The 19,680-nt window shown below is 67.8% G+C and carries 19 protein-coding genes; 8 read left to right on the top strand and 11 right to left on the bottom strand.

Annotation, left to right across the window (positions count from 1 at the left end; translation table 11 throughout):
- The 6 genes from gspL to gspG all read right to left on the bottom strand — a co-directional run.
- On the bottom strand, positions 1-648 hold a 648-nt coding region (gene gspL / locus LGM42_RS26580), incomplete at its 3' end, for a type II secretion system protein GspL (protein ID WP_226233750.1).
- 26 nt (positions 649-674) lie between these two features.
- On the bottom strand, positions 675-1,784 hold the full coding sequence (gspK, locus tag LGM42_RS26575) for a type II secretion system minor pseudopilin GspK (protein ID WP_059580677.1): 1,110 nt from the start codon (positions 1,782-1,784) through the stop codon (positions 675-677).
- Between the two features lie 2 nt (positions 1,785-1,786).
- Positions 1,787-2,446, bottom strand: a complete 660-nt coding sequence (locus LGM42_RS26570) for a type II secretion system protein J (protein ID WP_413227432.1) — start codon at positions 2,444-2,446, stop codon at positions 1,787-1,789.
- 7 nt (positions 2,447-2,453) lie between these two features.
- Positions 2,454-2,861 carry a type II secretion system minor pseudopilin GspI gene (gene gspI, locus LGM42_RS26565; protein WP_059580427.1) on the bottom strand — a complete coding sequence of 136 codons (408 nt, stop codon included), beginning with the start codon at positions 2,859-2,861 and terminating at the stop codon, positions 2,454-2,456.
- On the bottom strand, positions 2,858-3,427 hold the full coding sequence (locus LGM42_RS26560; RefSeq protein WP_060310254.1) for a GspH/FimT family pseudopilin: 570 nt from the start codon (positions 3,425-3,427) through the stop codon (positions 2,858-2,860). Before LGM42_RS26560 ends, gspI begins: the two co-directional genes overlap by 4 nt.
- A 39-nt stretch (positions 3,428-3,466) precedes the next feature.
- Positions 3,467-3,919, bottom strand: a complete 453-nt coding sequence (gene gspG / locus LGM42_RS26555) for a type II secretion system major pseudopilin GspG (protein ID WP_027783126.1) — start codon at positions 3,917-3,919, stop codon at positions 3,467-3,469.
- A gap of 180 nt (positions 3,920-4,099) precedes the next feature.
- Here gspG and LGM42_RS26550 point away from each other — a divergent pair, with 180 nt between their 5' ends.
- Positions 4,100-4,510, top strand: a complete 411-nt coding sequence (locus LGM42_RS26550) for a hypothetical protein (RefSeq protein ID WP_059638550.1) — start codon at positions 4,100-4,102, stop codon at positions 4,508-4,510.
- A 36-nt stretch (positions 4,511-4,546) separates the two neighbouring features.
- Here LGM42_RS26550 and gspF read toward each other — a convergent pair whose 3' ends face one another.
- Genes gspF through gspD form a run of 3 tightly spaced genes read right to left on the bottom strand, consistent with a single transcriptional unit; the run spans position 4,547 to position 9,607 of the window.
- Entirely contained in the window at positions 4,547-5,764 is a 1,218-nt protein-coding gene (gene gspF / locus LGM42_RS26545) for a type II secretion system inner membrane protein GspF (protein ID WP_059638548.1), read from the bottom strand.
- A 4-nt stretch (positions 5,765-5,768) separates the two neighbouring features.
- The gene (gspE, locus tag LGM42_RS26540; RefSeq protein ID WP_316252109.1) at positions 5,769-7,259 is read right to left on the bottom strand and encodes a type II secretion system ATPase GspE; all 1,491 of its coding nucleotides are present in this window, start codon (positions 7,257-7,259) and stop codon (positions 5,769-5,771) included.
- A 5-nt stretch (positions 7,260-7,264) separates the two neighbouring features.
- Complete coding sequence (gene gspD / locus LGM42_RS26535; protein WP_226233747.1) at positions 7,265-9,607, bottom strand: type II secretion system secretin GspD; 2,343 nt, start codon at positions 9,605-9,607, stop codon at positions 7,265-7,267.
- Between the two features lie 367 nt (positions 9,608-9,974).
- On the opposite strand from gspD, the gene LGM42_RS26530 reads away from it, so the two are divergent.
- A complete protein-coding gene (locus LGM42_RS26530; RefSeq protein WP_226233746.1) occupies positions 9,975-10,469 on the top strand; it encodes a lytic transglycosylase domain-containing protein in 495 nt (164 codons plus the stop codon).
- 171 nt (positions 10,470-10,640) lie between these two features.
- Complete coding sequence (locus tag LGM42_RS26525; RefSeq protein ID WP_319001465.1) at positions 10,641-11,951, top strand: GTP-binding protein; 1,311 nt, start codon at positions 10,641-10,643, stop codon at positions 11,949-11,951.
- Positions 11,952-12,080: 129 nt separating this feature from the next.
- On the opposite strand, the gene LGM42_RS26520 is transcribed toward LGM42_RS26525, so the two are convergent.
- The gene (locus LGM42_RS26520) at positions 12,081-12,359 is read right to left on the bottom strand and encodes an HU family DNA-binding protein (protein WP_006401505.1); all 279 of its coding nucleotides are present in this window, start codon (positions 12,357-12,359) and stop codon (positions 12,081-12,083) included.
- A 388-nt stretch (positions 12,360-12,747) separates the two neighbouring features.
- Here LGM42_RS26520 and mnmC point away from each other — a divergent pair, with 388 nt between their 5' ends.
- Positions 12,748-14,718, top strand: a complete 1,971-nt coding sequence (mnmC, locus tag LGM42_RS26515) for a bifunctional tRNA (5-methylaminomethyl-2-thiouridine)(34)-methyltransferase MnmD/FAD-dependent 5-carboxymethylaminomethyl-2-thiouridine(34) oxidoreductase MnmC (RefSeq protein ID WP_089464413.1) — start codon at positions 12,748-12,750, stop codon at positions 14,716-14,718.
- A 346-nt stretch (positions 14,719-15,064) separates the two neighbouring features.
- Here the strand turns inward: mnmC and LGM42_RS26510 are convergent, their stop codons facing one another.
- Positions 15,065-15,388 (bottom strand): hypothetical protein, encoded by a 324-nt coding sequence (locus LGM42_RS26510; RefSeq protein ID WP_226233743.1) that lies wholly within the window; start codon positions 15,386-15,388, stop codon positions 15,065-15,067.
- Between the two features lies 1 nt (position 15,389).
- On the opposite strand from LGM42_RS26510, the gene LGM42_RS26505 reads away from it, so the two are divergent.
- From LGM42_RS26505 to LGM42_RS26490, 4 genes are all read left to right on the top strand, one after another.
- Positions 15,390-16,604: a cation:proton antiporter gene (locus LGM42_RS26505; protein WP_060008864.1), complete on the top strand. Its 1,215-nt coding sequence runs from the start codon at positions 15,390-15,392 to the stop codon at positions 16,602-16,604.
- A 14-nt stretch (positions 16,605-16,618) separates the two neighbouring features.
- On the top strand, positions 16,619-17,734 hold the full coding sequence (locus LGM42_RS26500; protein ID WP_059580447.1) for a YbdK family carboxylate-amine ligase: 1,116 nt from the start codon (positions 16,619-16,621) through the stop codon (positions 17,732-17,734).
- 505 nt (positions 17,735-18,239) lie between these two features.
- The gene (locus LGM42_RS26495) at positions 18,240-18,878 is read left to right on the top strand and encodes a MarR family winged helix-turn-helix transcriptional regulator (protein WP_060310248.1); all 639 of its coding nucleotides are present in this window, start codon (positions 18,240-18,242) and stop codon (positions 18,876-18,878) included.
- Between the two features lie 28 nt (positions 18,879-18,906).
- The gene (locus tag LGM42_RS26490) at positions 18,907-19,617 is read left to right on the top strand and encodes a glutamine amidotransferase (protein ID WP_059638594.1); all 711 of its coding nucleotides are present in this window, start codon (positions 18,907-18,909) and stop codon (positions 19,615-19,617) included.
- The last annotated feature ends 63 nt before the right edge of the window (positions 19,618-19,680 follow it).

Below are 19,680 nucleotides of genomic sequence, written 5' to 3'. Positions count from 1 at the left end.
CGCCAGCTCGAGGCGCGGCGCACCGGCCGCCGCCGGCAGCGCGCCGGCTTCGACGAGCACCGGCTCGACCGCCGTCGCGAGCCCGAGCACCGCGGCGACCGTGGCCGGGCGGGCAGGCGGCTCGGCGGCGTCCGCGGCAAGCGCGGCGGCGTCGATACCCTCACCGTCGGCCAGCGCCGAGGCGGATGCCGCTTCGGCCGGCGCGCGCGGCGCCGGCAGGCAGCGGGTCGCGGGCACCGCGCTCAGGTGCCGGTGGCCGGCCGCGGTGAACGCGTCGCAGATCGTGCGGAACCACGCGCGATCGACGACGGCCAGCACGCGGCGCCCGTCGGGCAGGGCGGCCGGATCGAGCGCGATGTGGCAGCCGAGCGGATCCTGGATCAACTGATCCTCGACGATGTTGGGCAGCGCCTGACGCAGCTTCGGCCCCTTCAGCGGCGGCACGGTCGCGGCCAGCAGCAGCACGTCGCGCGCGGCGACGATCAGCACCGTTGCGTTCGCGCGCGGCAACAGCGCGAGCGCGGCGCGGCCCGCGCGCTGCACCTGGCCGGCCTTGTCGACGAGCATGAACGGCAGCTCGGGCCACTGCCATTCCTGCAGCGGCACGGCCGGCTCGCGCGGCGGCAAAGAAACAATCAACGTGCTCACAAGCGCTCCTCTCCCGATTGGCGTCGTTATAGCTGATCGCGGATGCGCACGATCCGCGTCGAGTGCGTGGTCGGATCACGATACACGAGCGAGGTACGGTCGACCTCCGCGCGTTCGTGCTGGATCCGGCCATGCACGATGAAATAGCTCGAATTGACGTCGACGAGGCTCGAGTCGATCGTCACGTTCGGCGGCGCGCCGGCGCCGCGCAGCGCGAGCTGCACGTCCCCGACGTTCCGGAAAAACACGGTCTCGCGGCGCGCGACGAGCGCCTGCGCGGACGACACGCTCATCCCCGGTATCAGCGCGGCGATCACTTCGGCCGGCGCGGTGTTCATGTTCACGGGCGTCGTGGTCGGCAGCACGGTGACGAACGGGCGCAGCCGCGCGACCATTTCGGGTGTCACGCCGTCGACGTCGAGCAGGCTGTCGACGCGCGTCATCATCAGCGGCGCGGGCCCGCGCTCGCCGCCGGCCATCCCGGGATCGTCGGTGAAGCCGCTGCCCTGCATGTCGCCGCTCGTCACCGGTGCGGTCGCGGCATTCGCCGCGGTGCCGCCGCCGCCGGGCAGGTTCGGCATCTGGAATCGCGTGGCCGAATGCAGCAGCCCCGCGCGCACCTGCAGCGCGATGCGCTTCGCGAAGGCACTGTCGTAGCCGAGCGTCGTCAGCAGGCGCTGGAACGCCTGCATCTGCGTGACGTTCAACTGCAGCACGCCGGGCGCCGGCGACGACACGAGGTTGCGCAGGTTGAACTTCGCCTGCGCGTCCTCGATCGAGCCGGACAGGTAGGTGTCGTCGCCGCCCGTCTCGTTGGGCGCGCCGATCCGGCCGAGGAAATCCGACAGCTTCGTCTTCGCGATCGGCACGCCCCAGATCCCGCCGAGATACGTGATGCCGGGCGCCGTGTCGCCTTCGGAGCGCAGGATCATTCGCGTCCAGTCGAGCGCGCCGCGCGCGACCCACTGTGCCTGCGCGATCACGCGCTGGTTCTCGATGCGGCGGATCTGCACCTGCTGGCGCCACAGCATCCCCGACACGAGGATCGCCGACAGCGCGACCACGAGCAGCGCGGTGATGATCGCCGCGCCGCGCTGGCGGCGGGCAGGCATTCGACGGAAAGGGCGCGCACGCATCGTCATTCCCCGACGAGGAAGATGCGCGTGACCGGCACGCGCAGCGACGTCGCGCCGATGCTGACCTGCAGCCCGGTCACCGCGCGCGCGGGCGGCGCGTTGCCGAGCTGCGGCACCTTCAGCGCGTCGTTGTTCTGCGCGAGCGCTTCGTCGGCCGTCTGCAGGTTGGTGGTCCAGCCCACGCGCGGCACGTACAGCTTCGCGTCGATCGCGCCGACGCCGCCCATCAGCGCGACCCAGCTCCAGCCTTCGACGCTGCTGTCCTTCAGCATCGTGCGCAGCCGGTTCGTGTCGTCGACCGGCGGCGACGCATAGCGCACGACGCGCCCGCCGGCGATCCGGTAGCGGACCACCTGCAGCCGCGGCGCGACGCCCGGCACGTCGAGCTCGCGCACGATCTGCAGCGTATTGCCGGCGACGCCGATCGCCGGCTGGCCGGCCTCGTCGTCGGTCGCGGCGAGCCGCGCGTCGATGCGCATCTGGTCGAACATCTGCGCGAACACGCGCTCGTCCTCCATCGCGGCGGCCACCTTGTCGCGGCCGCGCATGATCTGGTCGAGCCCGCGCCAGGCGAGGATCGCCACCACCGCGAGGATCGCGATCGCGATCATCAGCTCGATCAGCGTGAAACCGCGGCCGGCACAGGCGGACGGGCGTCGCATCGGCGCGTCAGAGCGGACGGCTGGTTTCATTCGCGACCACCGTCACCATCTGCGCGAGCACGCCGGAACGGCCGGGCATGCTCACCGAAATCCGCACGCGCCGGAACACCGGGTTCGGCGTCGTGCTCACGCGCTGCGTGCAGACGAGCTGCACGTTGCCTTGCGAGCAGTCGAAACTCTGCTCGCCGACCTCCGGCCACGCATGCGTGAGCCGCAGTTGCGCGAGCGCGTTGTCGGCGCTCCAGCCGGCGAGCAGGCGGCGATGCAGGTCGGACGCATTGGTCGCCATCGTGCCGACCGCGCGGATCGACGCGGCGAGCGCGACCGCGATGATCGCGAGCGCGACCAGCACCTCGATCATCGTGAAGCCGCGGGCGGAAGAAGCGGGGAAGGGCAGGCGACGACGCATCGTCATTGCACCTCGTAGCGACCGTTGCCGGTGCCGACGATCGTCGCGCTGCCGGCGGCCGAATGCAGCGTCACGCGCACCGGCGTGTCGATGCTCTCGGTGCCGAACACGACGCGGTTCGCGCGTGTGTCCGATCCCGGGTAATCGATGTCCGCGCCCGTGACGCCGCCGTCCCAGTCACGCGGGCGCAGCAAGTCGTCGCGCAGCGTGCGCCAGCCGTCGGGCGAGCTCACGTCGAACTGGAAACCGTGCGCGGTCGGCTGCCACGCGATCGGCCGCGCGCGCACCTGCGCTTCGTCGCCGGCCGTCTCGAACAGCAGCGCGATGCGCTGCGCTTCCTCGCGCAGGTCGGTGCGCGGATTGCGCGTCAGCGACAGCGACGCGAGCGACACGAGCAGCCCCGCGATCACGAGCACGACCAGCATTTCGAGCAGCGTGAAACCGCGCGCGCGACGCCGCGCCGCGCGGGGCGTCGTCAAGCCGCCATCGGCGCCCGCCGGGACGGACGGCACCGCACCGCGACGCGCACGGCAATCGCGGCCGCAGCGGGAGGTCGTGCGAATGGCGAGCATGAAGAACGGGAATGAAACGTCGGGGCGATCAGCGCCGGCTCATTGCCACGAGCCGATGTCGGAGTCGTTGCTTTCGCCGCCTTCCTTGCCGTCGGCGCCGTAGCTGAACACGTCGATCTCGCCGTGCACGCCCGGGTTCAGGTACTTGTACCCGTTGCCCCACGGATCGTTCGGCAGGCGCTCGAGATAGCCGCCGTCCTTCCAGTTGTTGGGGATCGGATCGGTGGTCGGCTTCTGGATCAGCGCGTTCAGGCCCTGTTCCTGCGTCGGATAGCGGCCGTTGTCCAGACGGTACAGCTTGAGCGCCTGCATGATCGTGCCGATGTCCTGCTTCGCGGCGATGCGGCGCGCCTCGTCCGGGCGGCTCATGATCTTCGGCACGATCAGCGCCGCCAGGATCCCGAGGATCGCGACCACCACCATGATCTCGATCAGCGTGAAACCGCGCTGACGACGCACGGCCGCGTTGCGGCGAGTGATCCACGTTTGCATGACTGACTACCTCTTTCCAAAAAATGTCGTCGATTGAGTGACGCACCCGACGGGCATTCCGGAATGCCGGCCTGACGACAGGCTTCCGATACCCCGGGCGCGGAGCCCGCATTGTAAGGCGCGCATCGCCGAGGGCTTTCACCCAACGCAAATTTCACATACATCCGTACAATAGCGCGCATGAACGCGCTCTCGATCCGGATCCTTTCCCTCGCCCTCTTCGCGGGTTTGTGCGCGACGGCCACCTACTGGGTCGTCACGCTGTCGGCCCGCGAAGCGCCGCTGCCCGCCGCCGCCGCGCGGCTGCCGATCCGCACCGAGGACGCCGCCGCGCTCTTCGGCGGCCAGCTCGACAAGAATCCCGTCCAGGACATCCACCTGTTCGGCATTCTCGCGCTCGATCATGGCGGCGCCGCGATCGTCGGCATCGGCGGCGAACCGCCGCGCGCCGTGTCGCTCGGCGCGGAGCTCACGCCCGGCGCGAAGCTCGCCGAAGTGCGCAGCCGCTCGATCATCGTCGACCGCAACGGCGCGCGCGCCGAAGTCCAGCTCCCGGCGAACACGCCGTCCCCCGCGATCTACATGCGCTGACGGCCGCGGCCCGGCACGCGGAATCGGGCCGCCACGTCACTGCACCATGTTGTTCAGCTCGATGATCGGCAGCATCACGGCCAGCACGATCACGAGCACGATGCCGCCCATCGCGAGGATCAGCAGCGGCTCCAGCAGGCTCGTCAGGAACATCGTGCGGCGCTCCAGCTCGCGCGCCTCGCCTTCGGCCGCGCGATCCAGCATCGTCGTCACGTCGCCCGTCGCTTCACCCGAACGAATCAGGTGCACGAGCACCGGCGGAAACGTCTTCACGTTGTTCAGCGCGCGCGACAGCGCGGAGCCTTCGCGCACGCGCACGATCGCGTCGTCGATGTTCGCGCGCATCGCACGGTTCGACAGCGTCTCGCCGGCCGCCTGCAACGCACGCAGGATCGGCACGCCGGCCGCGGTCAGAATGCCGAGCGTGCTCGCGAAGCGCACCGTGTTGTAGCCGCGCACGAGCTTGCCCGCGAGCGGCGCGGTCAGCACCCAGCGATCGAACGCGAGCCTGGGCCCGGCGCGCGACAGCGTCGCCTTCACGAACCACACGACGAGCGCGACCGCGATCAGGATCGCCCACCACCAGTGCCGCACGAATTCCGACAGCGCCATCATCACGACCGTGAGGATCGGCAACTGCTGCTTCGTGCTCGCGAACACGTTGACGACCTGCGGCACGACGTAGCTCAGCAGGAACGTGACGATGCCGAACGCGATCAGCGTGACGATGCCCGGATACGTGAACGCCAGCAGGATCTTCTGCTTGAGCGCATTGCTCTGCTCGATGTAATCGGCGAGGCGCGACAGCACGATGCCGAGCTTGCCGGTATGCTCGCCGGCCGCGACCAGCGCGCGGTAGATCTCCGGAAAATCGCGCGGGTGCTGGCCCAGCGCATTCGCGAGCGAATGGCCGCCGAGCACTTCGGCGCGGATCGCAGCCATCAGTTCGCGGATGTAGTCGCGTTCGGCCTGCTCGGTCAGCACGCCGAGCGCCTCGTCGAGCGGCAGCCCTGCGATCAGCAGGCTCGCGAGCTGGCGCGTAAGGATCGCCTGTTCGCGCTGCGACAGCTTGCGGCCGAACGCGAGCCGCTGCGAACGCGCGCCGCGCGTGGCGCTCGCGGCCGGCTCGACGACGAGCGGCGTGAGCCCCTGCGTGCGCAACTGGCCGCGCGCGGCGCGCGCGCTGTCGGCATCGATCACGCCTTTCTGCGCGCGTCCCGCCGCATCGATTGCTTCGAAACGGAATGCCGGCATCGCGCTATGCGCCTCCCGTCACGCGCAGCACTTCCTCGAGCGACGTCGCGCCGGCCGCGAGCCACCGCTCCGCGTCGTCGCGCAGCGTGCGCATGCCTTCCGCGCGGCCGGCGGCCAGGATCTCGGCATCGGCCGCGTTGCGGTGGATCAGCGCGCGGATCGACTCGTCGACCAGCAGCAGTTCGTAGACGCCGCGCCGGCCCGAATACCCCGAATGCCCACACTTGTCGCAGCCGACCGGATGCCACACGGTGCGGCCTTCCTCGTGCCGTTCTTCCTTGCAGACCGGGCAGAGCTGGCGCACGAGGCGCTGCGCGAGCACGCCGAGCAGCGACGACGCGAGCAGGTACGGCTCGACACCCATGTCGGTCAGACGCGTGACGGCGGACGCCGCGTCGTTCGTGTGCAGCGTCGCGAGCACGAGGTGGCCCGTCAGCGACGCCTGCACCGCGATCTGCGCGGTTTCGAGGTCGCGGATTTCGCCGATCATGATCACGTCCGGGTCCTGTCGCAGGATCGAGCGCAGCGCACGGGCAAAAGTCATCCCGATCCGCTCGTTCACCTGCGTCTGGCCGATGCCGGCGAGATCGTATTCGATCGGGTCCTCGACGGTCATGATGTTGGTCGTCGCGGTTTCGAGCCGCGACATCGACGCGTACAGCGTGGTCGTCTTGCCCGACCCGGTCGGGCCGGTGACGAGCACGATGCCGTGCGGGCGGCCGATCAGCTTGTCGAACTGCACGAGCGTGTCGCGGCCCATCCCGAGCGCTTCGAGGTTCAGGCGCTGCGCGTCCTTTTCCAGCAGACGCAGCACCGCGCGCTCGCCGTGCCCGGTCGGTAGCGTCGACACCCGCACGTCGACCGGCCGGCCGCCGACGCGCAGCGTGATGCGGCCGTCCTGCGGCAGGCGCTTCTCCGCGATGTCGAGCTGCGCCATGATCTTGATCCGCGAGATCAGCGCGCCGTGCAGCGCCTTCTTCGGGCGCACGACGTCGCGCAGCGTGCCGTCGACGCGAAAGCGCACGACCGACGCATTCTCGAACGGCTCGATGTGAATGTCGGATGCCTGTTCGCGCGCCGCTTGCGTGAGCAGCGCGTTGATCATCCGGATGATCGGCGCGTCGTCTTCCGATTCGAGCAGATCCTCGACTTCGGGGATGTCCTGCATCAGCCGCGACAGGTCGACTTCGCCTTCGACCTCGCCGACCACCTGCGCGGCGCTGCCGTCCTGGCGCGCGTACGCCTGGTTGATCGCCTGCGCGAGCTCGTCGGCCGGCACGCGGTGCACGGCGATCGAGCCGAAGTTGCGCGCGATCTCCGCGAGCGCGGCGTCGCTCGTGCGTTCGCTGATCCACACCTCGAGCGTGTCGTCGAGCTGATGCGCGATCAGCACCTGGCCGCTCTTCGCGAAGCCGTACGGCAGCAGGCGCGCGGCCAGCGGCGACGGCGGCTGGCGCTCGCCCGGCGCGCCGTCGTGGGCGGAGGACGCGAGCACGTCGCTCACTGCGAGGCTCCCGGCGCGGTGGTCAGCGGCTGTTGCGGCACCGCCTGCTGCGGCACGCCCTGCGGCTGCGCGGGCGTCGCTTCGGGCAACGGCTGCGCCGGCACGGGCGCGACCTGGCGCTGCAACTGCTGGCGGCGCATCTTGTCGAGATCGAACAGATTGCCGGCCGGCGTGCCGCCCTGGCTCGGGCCCAGCGGCATTGGCGGGACGACCGGGTCGTCCTTGTCGCGGATCACGTTGTTGTCCGACTTGTACGCGCCCGTCACGCCCTGGATGTAGTCATAGCGGTTCGCGGTGACTTCCTGCGCGGTGCTGCGATCGGAAATGATCACCGGGCGCAGGAACACCATCAGGTTGGTTTTCGCGCGCTGCTTCGATTCCGAGCGGAACAACTGGCCGATCCACGGGATGTCGCCGAGCAGCGGCACCTTGCTGTTCGACACCTGGTAGTTGTCCTGCATCAGGCCGCCGAGCACGATGATCTCGCCGTTGTCGGCCAGGATCGTCGACTGGATCGAGCGTTTCGTGAAGGTCGGGCCGGTCTGTGCGTTGGTGGTGCCGCTGACGACCGCCGAATCCTCCGTGTAGAGCTGCAGCTTGAGAATCCCGCCGTCGGTGATCTGCGGCTTCACGTGCAGCGTCAGGCCGACGTCGCGACGGTCGTAGGTATTGAATGCGTTGCTCGTCGTGCCGCTCGTCAGGTTCGAATACGAGCCGGTCGCGATCGGCACGTTCTGGCCGACGACGATCTTCGCTTCCTCGTTGTCGAGCGTGATCAGGTTAGGCGTCGACAGCACGTTCGCGTCGCTGACGCCCGCGAAATACTGCAGCAGCGCGCCGAGCCCCTGCACGCCGAACATGTTGTGCAGCCAGCCGATGTTGAGGCCCTGGTTCAGCGAGCCGAGGTTGGAGGCCAGCCCGCCGCCGGTGATCCCGCCGGCGGCGTTGGTCACGCCGCCCGCCGTCAGGTTGATGATGCTGTTGCCCAGCCCCAGCCCGGGGTTCAGGTTCGTGCCGCCGAGAAACTGGCCGCTCGCGACCTGCCACTGGATGCCGAGGTTGCCCTGCGTCGTCGAGTTCAGCTCGACGATCAGCGCTTCGATATAGACCTGCGCGCGCCGCGCGTCGAGCTGGTCGATCACCGAGCGCAGGTTCCGGTAAACCGGATCGGACGCGGTGATGATCAGCGAATTGGTGGCCGAGTCGGCCTGGATCATCCCGCCCGGCTGGTTGTCGTCGCCGCTCTTGTCCTTGTCGCCGCCGAGCAGGCCTCCGGTGCCAAGGCCGCCGCCGGACGAGCCGCCGCCATACGCGGACGAGGACGACGAACCGCCGAGGCCGCCGGACGGCAGCGGCGGCGTGCCCGACGTGCCGGTCGAGAAGTTGCCGCTCGACGACGAGCCGCCGTTCTGGTTGAAGCTGTTCGCATCGTTGGACGACGCCGACGAGCCGCTGTCGTTGCCGCCCTTGCCGAGCATCCCGCGCAGCGTCTTCGCGAGCTTCACCGCATCGGCGTTGCGCAGCGGCACGACGTGCATGTTGCCGGGCACCGCGCTCGGTGCGTCGAGCTGCTGCACGAGGCGCTTCGCGGCCGCGAGGCGCGACGCGCTCGACGCGCGCAGCAGCAGCGCGTTGGTGCGCGGGTCGGCCGTGACCGACACCTTCAGCGTCGCGTCGCTGTTGCCGATCGCGCCCGGGTCGAGCATTTTCTGCAGCTGCGCGGCGAGGTCGATCGCGTTTGCATTGCGCAGCGGCACGACCTGCACCTGCGCGCCCGCGGCGCTGTCGACGCCCGCAATGATCTGCGCGATGCGGCGCACGTTGTCCGCATAGTCGGTCACGACGATCGTGTTGTTGGCCGGGTAGGCCGTCACCGTGTTGTTCGGCGAGATCAGCGGCCGCAGCACGGGCAGCAGGTTGTTCGCCGATTCGTTGCGAAGCTCGAACACCTGCGTGATCACCTGGTCGCCGCGCGCCTGCGGCGCGTTGCCGATGTAGGTCGGCACGCCTTGCAGCTTCGCGTCGGCTTCCGGCACGACCTTCAGCACGCCGTGATCCTGCACGAGCGCGAAGCCCTGCATGCGCAGCGCGGACTGCAGCGTCTTCAGCGCCTGGTCTTCCGGCACCGGCCGTTCGGCCACGAGGTTGAGCTGACCCTTCACACGCGGGTCGACGATGATGGTCTTGCCGGTCGCGGCGCCGATCGCTTTCGCGACCTGGTCGATATCCGCATTCACGAAGTTGAGCGTGACCTGAGCGTAGGCGGCCTGCGAGACGATGATGCCGGCCACGAGCAGGGTCGTGGCAACACGCCGCATAACGAAGCGATTTCTTGTCATGGATGAATGGGTCGATGCCGGCTCAGGCCACTTCCGGCGGTAGTGCTGAGATCCAAGTCCGAAAAGGGCGACATTAGCAGTTTTTCATGTCCGAAATATCACATTGATCCGAAGACTGTCTCACATACGACATGCGTGCGGTAAATCGTATGCAATATGTAAGGATCGGCGCAACCCTTCGCGCGGCGGCCCTCACGCTTTTTTGCGATGAGCCGACACGAAAATGCGGTATAACCGGGCTGCCGTATTCCTGCCTGTCGCAATTCGACGGTCTGCCGGTATGATACGGGCGGCACGTTTCTCGTCGCACTAATAACACGCACGGGTTTTCCCGAGCTTCGCGCCATTCCTTTTCGTTTTTCGCACGATGAACAGACGGTTCGCTTCGATCGCGTTGATCGCCGCTGGCACATGGTTCGCCAGCGGCAACGCGCGCGCGGATTGTTTCGACGAAGCGGCCAGGTATCAGCAGGTCAATCCGCTGATCCTGCGCGCGATCGCCTGGCAGGAGTCGCGCAACCGGCCCGATGCGCTGAACAAGAACACGAACGGCTCGGTCGACTATGGCCTGATGCAGATCAATTCGATCCACCTGCCGACGCTGTCGCGCTACGGGATCGGCCGCGACACGCTGATGGAGCCGTGCAAGAACGTGTACATCGCCGCGTGGCATCTCAAACAGAAGATGAACCGCTACGGCAACACGTGGCAGGCGGTCGGCGCCTATCATTCGGAAACGCCGTCGCTGCGTGACAAGTACGCGCGGCAGATCGCCGGCATCCTGGCGCAATGGAAGCTGCTGCCGCCCGTGCAGACGACTCAGACCACTCAGGCCGCGCAGACCACTCAGTCCGCTCAGTGATTCCGCGCCGCGTCGCCGGCTGATGCCGGCCGGCCGGCCGGCGCCGGGCCGGCCGCGCGCGTTTGATGCACAATGCGGGCTGACGCCGCCGTTTCGCCCGTGCGCGGGCCGATCGCGCCCCGCCGGGGCGCCGCGGCCGCTTTTTCATCTTTTCCGTTGGTGCAAATCATCATGAATCCGGCAATGAAACAGCCGTTGCCCGTCACCGTGCTGTCCGGCTTCCTCGGCGCCGGCAAGACCACGCTGCTCAACCACGTGCTCGCGAACCGCGCGGGCCTGAAAGTCGCGGTGATCGTCAACGATCTCGCGGCGGTCAACATCGACGCGTCGCTCGTACGCGATGCGCAGGCGCTGTCGCACGTCGAGGAGCGCCTCGTCGAAATGTCGAACGGCTGCATCTGCTGCACGCTGCGCGACGATCTGCTCGTCGAGATCCGCAACCTCGCATCCGAAGGCCGCTTCGACGCGATCATGATCGAATCGACCGGCATCGCGGAGCCGATGCCGATCGCCGAAACGTTCACGTTCGTCGACGACGACGGCGCGTCGCTATCGGCCATCGCGCGGCTCGACACGCTCGTCACCGTGGTCGACGCGTACAACTTCCTGCGCGACTACGGCTCCGACGACGCGCTCGCGACGCGCGGCATCGCCGCGTCGGAAGACGACGACCGCACGCTCGTCGAACTGCTGATCGAGCAGATCGAATTCTGCGACGTGCTGGTGATCAACAAGGCCGACCTCGTCGGCGCGGAAGATCTCGCGCGCCTGCAGCACATCCTCGCGCGCCTGAATCCGCGCGCGCATCAGGTCGTATCGACGTTCGGCAACGTGCCGCTCGACGAAGTGCTGAACACCGGCCGCTTCGATTTCGACGAAGCCGCGAATGCGCCGGGCTGGCTCGCGTCGCTCGATCACGACCACACGCATTGCGACGATCCCGACTGCCATGACGACCATCATGCGCACGTGCACGGCGAAGCCGACGAATTCGGGATCGGCAATTTTGTTTACCGCGCGCGCCGTCCGTTTCACCCGGCACGGCTGTGGGCGCTGCTGCACCAGGAGTGGCCGGGCGTGCTGCGCAGCAAGGGTTTCTTCTGGCTCGCGACGCGCAACGACATCGCCGGTTCGCTGTCGCAGGCGGGCGGCGTATGCCGGCATGGCCCGGCGGGTTTGTGGTGGGCGGCGCAGGAGCGCGCGGAATGGCCGGACGACGACGAGCTACTCGCCGAAATCCGCACCGAATGGCTCGGCGATCTCGACGATCGCACGGTCGGCGATCGCCGGCAGGAACTCGTGCTGATCGGCATCGCGCTCGACGCCGATGCATGGCGTGCGAAACTCGATGCGTGCCTGCTCACCGATGCGGAGTTCGCGCTCGGCGCGGCGGGATGGGCCGCGTTCGACGATCCGTTCCCGGCGTGGGACGTCGATTCGCACGACGACGATCACGGCGACACGCAGATCGTCCACGCATGATCGCGTTGGTAACGGCTTGTAAAAGTAACCGTTAACTTTTGCAAGAGCGGCGCGAACTGTGGCGAAAATGCCGCGCGCGCCCAACAAAAAACCCGCCGAGAGGCGGGTTTTTCTGGAACAGGCGCGGGTTTAACGCTTGTTGACGGCGTCCTTGAACGCCTTGCCGGCCGTGAACTTGACCGTCTTGGCTGCCGGGATCTTGATGGTTTCGCCCGTCTTCGGGTTGCGGCCCGTACGTGCTGCGCGCTTGCCCGAACCGAAGCTGCCGAAGCCGATCAGCTGAACCGCATCACCCTTCGACACGGCCTTCTTGATGACTTCGAGCAGCGTGTCCAGCGTTTCGCCGGTTTGAGCCTTGCTGGCGCCCGTTTGGGCGGCGACGGCGTCGATCAGTTCCTGTTTGTTCATTAAGGTTCCTTTATCAGGTTAGGTTGACACGAACAGCGCGAACGCGCCGATTATACGTGCGCGAACCGTGCCGTCGAGAGTCAGACTCCGACGACACAGCGCCGAATCCTGGCCCGCGCGACGCGCCCTCCGGCTAGCCGGCGGCCACCCCGCGGTACGGCGTTGCTATGATAGCGCAGCGCAAACCCAATAACGACAAGGGTTTCAAAGATTTTCATCGGTATTTCGCCGAATGAATCGTCGATTGACCGTTTTTTGACCTGCGCCAACCGGACGGGATGCGCAGCGCGGTCCGCCCGAGCGTCGCGCCGTTGCCCCTTTCCAACGGCCGCTCGGACGGCCGCCCGCAATCCCTTGCCAGGCTTGGCTGCCACGTTTTTTGTTTCGCATGCCCGACCGACTTGTTCCCGCCACGTTCGCCGTTCGCGACGACGGCACGCTCGTCTCGCCCGAGTTCGGCGACATCTATCACAACGTCGCGGGCGCGCTCGCGCAGGCGCGCTACGTGTTCATCGCCGGCAACGGGCTGCCGGCGCGCTGGCAAGGCCGCCGCACCTTCACGATCGTCGAGACAGGGTTCGGCGCGGGCGCCAACTTCCTCGCGACCTGGGCCGCGTGGCGCGACGATCCCGCGCGCTGCGAGCGGCTGCACTTCGTCTCGTTCGAGAAGCACCCGTTTTCGCGCGACGACCTGCGCCGCGCGCTTTCCCATATCGTTGCGAACACAACCATCTCGGCGGAAGCCGCGCTGCTGGCCGACGCGTGGCCGATGCTCGTGCCGGGTCTGCACCGGCTCGAGTTCGACGCGGGACGGGTCGTATTGACGCTCGGTTTCGGCGACGCGTGCGCGTTGCTGCCAAAACTCGTCGCGCGCGCCGATGCGTTCTATCTGGACGGCTTCGCGCCGGCGAAAAATGCGGATCTCTGGTCGGTCGACGTGTTCCGCGCACTCGCGCGCGTCGCCGCGGAAGAGGCCACCTTCGCGACCTACTCGAGCGCGGGCATGGTGAAAAAAGCGCTCGTCGAAACGGGATTCACGTATCGCAAGATGCCCGGGCTCGCCGGCAAGTACGCGATGCTCGTCGGCGACTATGCGCCGCGCTGGCGCTCGCGCCGGCACGAGCCGCCACGCGCGCTGCCCGTCGCGACGCGCCGCGCGATCGTGATCGGCGCGGGCCTCGCCGGCTGCGCGGTGGTCGAACGCCTGGCCGCGCGCGGCTGGGACGTGACGCTGATCGAACGGCACGAACGAATCGCCAGCGAAGCATCGGGTAATCCGGCCGGCGTATTCCATCCGCTGATGACGCGCGACGACAACGTCGCGAGCCGGCTCACGCGCAGCGGCTTCCTGCACGCGATCGCACGCTGGCGCGCGCTCGAACACGCGGGCCATGCGTTCGCACGCAGCACGCACGGGATGATCCATCTCGCCGAATCGGCCGACGACTTCGCGCGGATGCGCGACGCGTTCGAGGCGTTCGGCGCGCCGTCCGACTACGTGACGCTGCTCGACGCCGACGCCGCGCGCGCACACCTGAACCTGCCGGTCGCGCACGGCGGCCTGCTGTTTCCACACGGCGGCGCCGTCTGGCCGGCTGGGCTGTGCGCCGCGCAATATGCGGCGGCCGGCGAGCGCGTGCGCCTGCTCGCGTCCACCCGCGTCGCGCGGCTCGAACGGCGGGGCGACACCTGGCATGCGCTCGACGAGACGGGCGCCACGCTGGCCGACGCGCCCGTCGTCGTGCTCGCGAACGCGGGCGACGCCGCACGCCTTGCCGGGCTCCAGCATGTCGCGCTGCAACCGGTGCGCGGCCAGCTCACGCTGCTGCCGCCGGGCACGACGGCGCCGCTGCCGTGCCCGGCGATCGGCGACGGCTACGCGGTCCCGCTCGACGACGGCGCGCTGCTGATCGGCGCGACGTTCGAACCCGACGATACCGATCCCGCGATGCGCGCGGCCGGCCATGCCGAAAACCTCGAGCGCGTGCGGCGCCTGCTGCCGGGCCTGATCGGCGAGGTGCCGGATCCCGCCACGCTGCGCGGCCGCGTGGCGTTCCGCTGGGTCGTCGGCGACCGCCTGCCGCTCGTCGGCCCGCTCGCCGACGAAGCGCAGGCCACCGCCAACGCACGCGCGCTGGCCGGTGCGCAGGCGCGCGACCTGCCGCGCCTGCCCGGGCTCTACGGCGCATTCGGCTTCGGCTCGCGCGGCCTCGTGTGGGCGGCGCTCGGCGCCGAGCTGATCGCCTCGCAACTCGAGGGCGAGCCCTGGCCGCTCGAGCGCGAACTCGCCGACGCGGTCGATCCCGCCCGCTTCCTGATCCGCGCACTGCGCGCCCGCCGCGTGGGCTCGGCCGGCTGACCGATCGCGCACCTTCTTCACAGTTTCCCGATTTTTCCGCGCAAGGTTATCCACGCGACGCTGTGGATAACCGCGCGAAATCCGTACGCACTTCGTGTGCAATCACAGTGGACGTAAACTGGGAAACTCGGCACAGCTGTGCGGCGGCCCGAAAGTTGCTCAACTCAAATGCCTGTGCGCGAACAGCCTGTGCAACCGGTTATGGTTTCGCCAACCCATTGATCCGCCGATGTAAATCGGAGTTATCCACAGAACTGTGCGTCCTTTGTTAACTTCTACTACGTATATATACAGGTAAACCTTTGAAACCAAAGACCTGCGGTGCCGCACAGCGCCGCGAGTCGATTCAATCGGTTCCGGAGCGAAAAAGCTGTGGCACAATCGGTTTCCTTCGCGTTCGTTCGGCCAGGCGCCGGACATGCTTCAATGGAACGGTCAGCACGGTTTCGAATCTGAATCTTCGGGACTGCGCGGTCCGTTCACACACCAGGCCGACAATCCAGATCGGCAACCTGAACGACGTTCCGCCCTGTGGTGGAACAGGCGGATCCCATGTACCGCCGTCGTCGAGCACAACAATCACATTCGGGGCGATACCCAGCCGGCGCGCATCCATTCCTGTCGCTTGACCCGCGTCGCTGGCGGTTGCTTCCAAAGGAGAAGTCACCACGATGAAGTCGGCGTTCTCATTCCTGCCCAACTGGCCGCTCGCGCCGGATGCCGTGTTCTGGGCCGGGCTCGCGCTGTTCGCAGCCGGCCTGTGCGGCGAGCTGTGCTATCGCGCGTGGCGCCTGCCGCGCATCACCGGCTATGCCGTGATCGGCCTGATCGCCGGTTCGTTCGGATTCGGCGTGATCGACACCAGCACCGACGAAACGTCGCGGCTGCTGATGGACGTCGCGCTCGGCCTGCTGCTGTTCGAGCTCGGCAGCCGCCTCGACCTGCGCTGGATCCGGCGCAATCCGTGGCTCGTCGCGTCGAGCCTCGCGGAAGCCACGCTCACGTTCGTGCTCGTGCTGTTCGTGATGCTCGCGCTCGGCGTATCGGGGATGGTCGCGCTCGTGCTGTCGGCGATCGCGATTGCCACATCGCCGTCGATGGTGATCCAGCTCAAGACGGAACTGCGCGCGGAAGGGCAGGTGTCGCAACGCCTGATCACGCTCACCGCGCTCAACAGCGTGTACGCGATCGTGCTGACCAAGCTCGTGACGAGCTGGCTGCACCAGGAAGCGTACGGCAACGTTTTCGCGACGATCCTGCAGCCCGTCTACCTGATCGCCGGTTCGTTCATCGTCGCGTATCTGGTCGCGCGTTCGTGCAATTACCTGTTCCGCCACATGACCGCGACGATGCGCGACGAGCATTCGTTCGTCGCGCTGTTCGGGCTCGTGATGCTCGCGATCGCCGTCGCGCAGGCGCTGAAGCTGTCGACGCTGCTCACGCTGCTGCTCGCCGGCATCATCGTGAAGAACCTCGAGGCGCGCCCGCAGCTGTGGCCCGAGCACTTCGGCACGGCCGGCTGGCTGCTGACGGTGGTGCTGTTCGTGCTGACGCTCACGTCGTTTACGTGGGGCGACATCGCGCTCGGCGGGCTGCTCGCGATCGTGCTGATCGTCACGCGGCTCGCCGCGAAGCTGGCCGGCGTCGTCGCGTTCGCGAAGCCGAGCGGCCTCGGGATGAAGCAGGGCGTCGCGCTCGGCATCGCGCTCACGCCGATGTCCGCGCTGTCGTACCTGCTCGTCGACGATACCTACCAGCTCTATCCGAATTTCGACCCGCACCTACGCGCGATCGTGATGTGTTCGATCGTGATCCTGCAGCTCGTCAGCCCGTTCGTCGTCTACCGCTGCCTGTCGGCCGTCGGCGAACGCAGCGACAGCAACTGATTCCGGAACCTGCCATGGCACTCGAAACCTTCGTCAATTCCGAGCCGTTCACGTTCGGCGTCGAACTGGAGATCCAGGTCGTCAACACGCACAACTACGACCTGACCAAAGCGGCCTCCGACCTGATGCGCCTGATCCAGGCCGAAACTTTCCCGGGCAACATCACGCCGGAAATCACCGAAAGCATGATCGAGCTGTCGACCGGCATCTGCCATTCGCACGAGCAGGCCGTCAGCGAGCTGCATGCGATCCGCGACGTGCTCGTGAAGGCGGCCGACCAGCTCAACGTCGGGCTGGCCGGCGGCGGCACGCATGCGTTCCAGCAATGGAGCGACCGGCAGATCTACGATGCGCCGCGCTTTCAGTACATCTCCGAGCTGTACGGCTATCTCGCGAAGCAGTTCACCGTGTTCGGCCAGCACGTGCACATCGGCTGCCCCGATCCCGACAGCGCGCTGTTCCTGCTGCACTCGATGTCGCGCTTCATTCCGCACTTCATCGCGCTGTCCGCGTCGTCGCCGTTCGTGCAGAACGTCGACACGGGCTTCCATTCGGCGCGCCTGAATTCGGTGTTCGCGTTCCCGCTGTCGGGCCGCGCGCCGTTCGTGCTGACCTGGGACAGCTTCGAGGAGTACTTCACGAAGATGGTGAACACGGGCGTCGTCAACTCGATGAAGGACTTCTACTGGGACATCCGGCCGAAGCCCGGCTACGGCACGATCGAGGTGCGCGTGATGGACACGCCGCTGTCGGTCGATCGCGCGGCGGCGATCGCCTGCTACATCCAGACGCTCGCACGCTACCTGCTGACCGACCGGCCGCTGAAGCTGTCGGAGGACGATTACCTCGTCTACACGTTCAACCGTTTCGAAGCGTGCCGCTTCGGGCTCGAGGGCACCTGCGTGAATCCTCAGACGGGCGAGCGCCGCACGATCGCGGAAGACATCCTCGACACGCTCGACCGGATCGCGCCGCATGCGGCGGCCCTCGGTTCGCGCGCGGCGCTCGACGAGATCGGCGCGCTCGCGAAGGCGCGCGTGAACGACGCGTCGTGGTTGAGAACCGTTTTCAAACAGGAAAAATCGCTGAACGAGACGGTCCGGCAGCAGTGCTTACGTTGGCGCGAATGAAAATATGTTTTGCAGATTGCAGGATCGACCGCGCCGCGATTCGCTGAACGGCAGTCCGCGCCGGGTCCGCTCGCAATCGTCGGCAGGCCTCCTGAAAATCTGTGGATAACCGGATATTCCGCTGCAAAGTCAACGCTCTGCGCGCGGGATAACCCGGTGGATCATCACCGTGCGGCCGATGGCCGATCCGGACAGGACAATGTCGGCGCGCCCCGTCTCGCGGGCGCGCGGCATTGCGCGCACAACGAAAAATTACGGTTATTCAGCGATTTTCCACAGCGCGCAGGGGATAACTTAGCTGTGCGATTTTCCGCTCTCGCTTAGAATGTCGGCTTTGCGGACGCCGGAACGATGCGTGTCTCTCCGGTCGCCGCGAACGCGACCGCCGCGTGTGCCTCGCGACGGCCGTGTCGACGCACTCGACAGAGCGCGTCTGTTTTGAGATAGATTCGATCTCCACACTACGGCCGCTCGGCCAACCGGGCGGCGGCAAAGCGAAAAGACTATGAGCGAAGGCGTTTACGGGAACCAGGCTGCGGGACGTGTGACCCATAGCCTGCTGCGGTTGAGCACGGCCATGCGGAGCGAGGCATGGGATTGGGCGGAAGGCGCCGGCCTCACGCCGACGCAGGGCGAGATTCTCGTGCTGCTGCTGCAGCGCAAGGGCCCGATGCGGCTCGGCGAGATCGCGCGCGAGACGCAGCTCACCGCGGCCACCACGAGCGATGCGGTCAGCACGCTCGAGACGAAGGGGCTCGTCGAAAAGCGCCGTGCGCTGGACGACGGCCGGGCACTGGCCGTGCGCCTGTCGGCGCGTGGCCGTACGGCCGCGAAGAAGGCGTTGCAATGGCCTGAATTCCTGACGAAGGCGGTCGGCAAGCTCGGCGCGGACGAGCAGGGCACGCTGTATCGCGCGCTGCTGAAGACGCTGCGCGAACTGCAGGTGGCCGGCGCGACGCCGCCGCAGCGCATGTGCCTGACGTGCAGCCACTTCCAGCCGGGCAAGCCGTCGAAGAAGACGGTGCATCACTGCGCGGTGCTCGACATCGCGATGTCCGACAGCGATCTGCGTCTCGACTGCTCGGTGCAGGAAGAGGCCGACGCGGCGACGCAAAAGAAGAACTGGAAGATTTTCGCCGGCTGACGTCCGTCGATCGACCGGGAGGCCGATGATGAACGCTGAAGTCGTGGCGATCCGCCACGTGCATTTCGAGGATCTCGGGAGCTTCGAGCAGGTGCTCGGCGAACGCGGTCGACGGGTGCGCTATGTCGATGTCGGATCGTCGCGGGTCGAGGTGCTCGACGTGCTCGAGCCGTCGCTGCTCGTCGTGCTCGGCGGGCCGCTCAGCGTGTACGACGATGCGCAGTACCCGTCGATCGCGCCGCTCCTGGCGCTCGTGCGCCAGCGCATCGACGCGGGGCTGCCGATCCTCGGCATCTGCCTCGGCGCGCAGTTCATCGCACGGGCGCTCGGCGCGCGCGTCTATCCGGCCGCGCAGCACGAGCTCGGCTGGGCGCCGCTGACGCTCACCGACGCCGGCCGTGCATCGCCGCTGCGCCATCTCGACGGCGCGACGACGTCGATGCTGCACTGGCATGGCGATACGTTCGACCTGCCGGGCGGGGCGATCCATCTCGCGTCCACGCCGGCCTGTCGCCACCAGGCGTTCGCCTGGGGGCAGCACGTGCTGGCGCTGCAATGTCATCCCGAGATCCGTACCGATCGCTTCGAACCGTGGCTGATCGCGAACGCCGGCGAAATCGCCGCGACGCCCGGCGTCGACGCGCGCCGGTTGCGCGCCGATACCGCGCAGCACGGCCCCGCGCTCGAGACGGCCGCGCGCCGCATGTTCGCCGAGTGGCTCGACAGCGTCGGGCTCTGACGCCGCGGGCGGCGCCGCTCGCGGCAAAGCGCTGGCCCGGCCTGCATCCGGTGCGGGCCGGCG

Origin of the sequence: Burkholderia sp. AU39826 (genome assembly GCF_020419965.1) — a bacterium.
Taxonomy (GTDB): domain Bacteria; phylum Pseudomonadota; class Gammaproteobacteria; order Burkholderiales; family Burkholderiaceae; genus Burkholderia; species Burkholderia semiarida.
This window is presented reverse-complemented; position numbering and strand designations above follow the sequence as displayed.

Excerpts from the sequence above, each read along its gene's own strand:
- gspK (WP_059580677.1), bottom strand. The coding sequence starts at position 1,784 with ATGCGTGCGCGCCCTTTCCGTCGAATGCCTGCCCGCCGCCAGCGCGGC.
- LGM42_RS26570 (WP_413227432.1), bottom strand. The coding sequence starts at position 2,446 with ATGCGACGCCCGTCCGCCTGTGCCGGCCGCGGTTTCACGCTGATCGAG.
- gspI (WP_059580427.1), bottom strand. The coding sequence starts at position 2,861 with ATGACGATGCGTCGTCGCCTGCCCTTCCCCGCTTCTTCCGCCCGCGGC.
- LGM42_RS26560 (WP_060310254.1), bottom strand. The coding sequence starts at position 3,427 with ATGCTCGCCATTCGCACGACCTCCCGCTGCGGCCGCGATTGCCGTGCG.
- gspG (WP_027783126.1), bottom strand. The coding sequence starts at position 3,919 with ATGCAAACGTGGATCACTCGCCGCAACGCGGCCGTGCGTCGTCAGCGC.
- LGM42_RS26550 (WP_059638550.1), top strand. The coding sequence starts at position 4,100 with ATGAACGCGCTCTCGATCCGGATCCTTTCCCTCGCCCTCTTCGCGGGT.
- gspF (WP_059638548.1), bottom strand. The coding sequence starts at position 5,764 with ATGCCGGCATTCCGTTTCGAAGCAATCGATGCGGCGGGACGCGCGCAG.
- gspD (WP_226233747.1), bottom strand. The coding sequence starts at position 9,607 with ATGACAAGAAATCGCTTCGTTATGCGGCGTGTTGCCACGACCCTGCTC.
- LGM42_RS26530 (WP_226233746.1), top strand. The coding sequence starts at position 9,975 with ATGAACAGACGGTTCGCTTCGATCGCGTTGATCGCCGCTGGCACATGG.
- LGM42_RS26525 (WP_319001465.1), top strand. The coding sequence starts at position 10,641 with ATGAATCCGGCAATGAAACAGCCGTTGCCCGTCACCGTGCTGTCCGGC.
- LGM42_RS26520 (WP_006401505.1), bottom strand. The coding sequence starts at position 12,359 with ATGAACAAACAGGAACTGATCGACGCCGTCGCCGCCCAAACGGGCGCC.
- mnmC (WP_089464413.1), top strand. The coding sequence starts at position 12,748 with ATGCCCGACCGACTTGTTCCCGCCACGTTCGCCGTTCGCGACGACGGC.
- LGM42_RS26505 (WP_060008864.1), top strand. The coding sequence starts at position 15,390 with ATGAAGTCGGCGTTCTCATTCCTGCCCAACTGGCCGCTCGCGCCGGAT.
- LGM42_RS26500 (WP_059580447.1), top strand. The coding sequence starts at position 16,619 with ATGGCACTCGAAACCTTCGTCAATTCCGAGCCGTTCACGTTCGGCGTC.
- LGM42_RS26495 (WP_060310248.1), top strand. The coding sequence starts at position 18,240 with ATGAGCGAAGGCGTTTACGGGAACCAGGCTGCGGGACGTGTGACCCAT.
- LGM42_RS26490 (WP_059638594.1), top strand. The coding sequence starts at position 18,907 with ATGAACGCTGAAGTCGTGGCGATCCGCCACGTGCATTTCGAGGATCTC.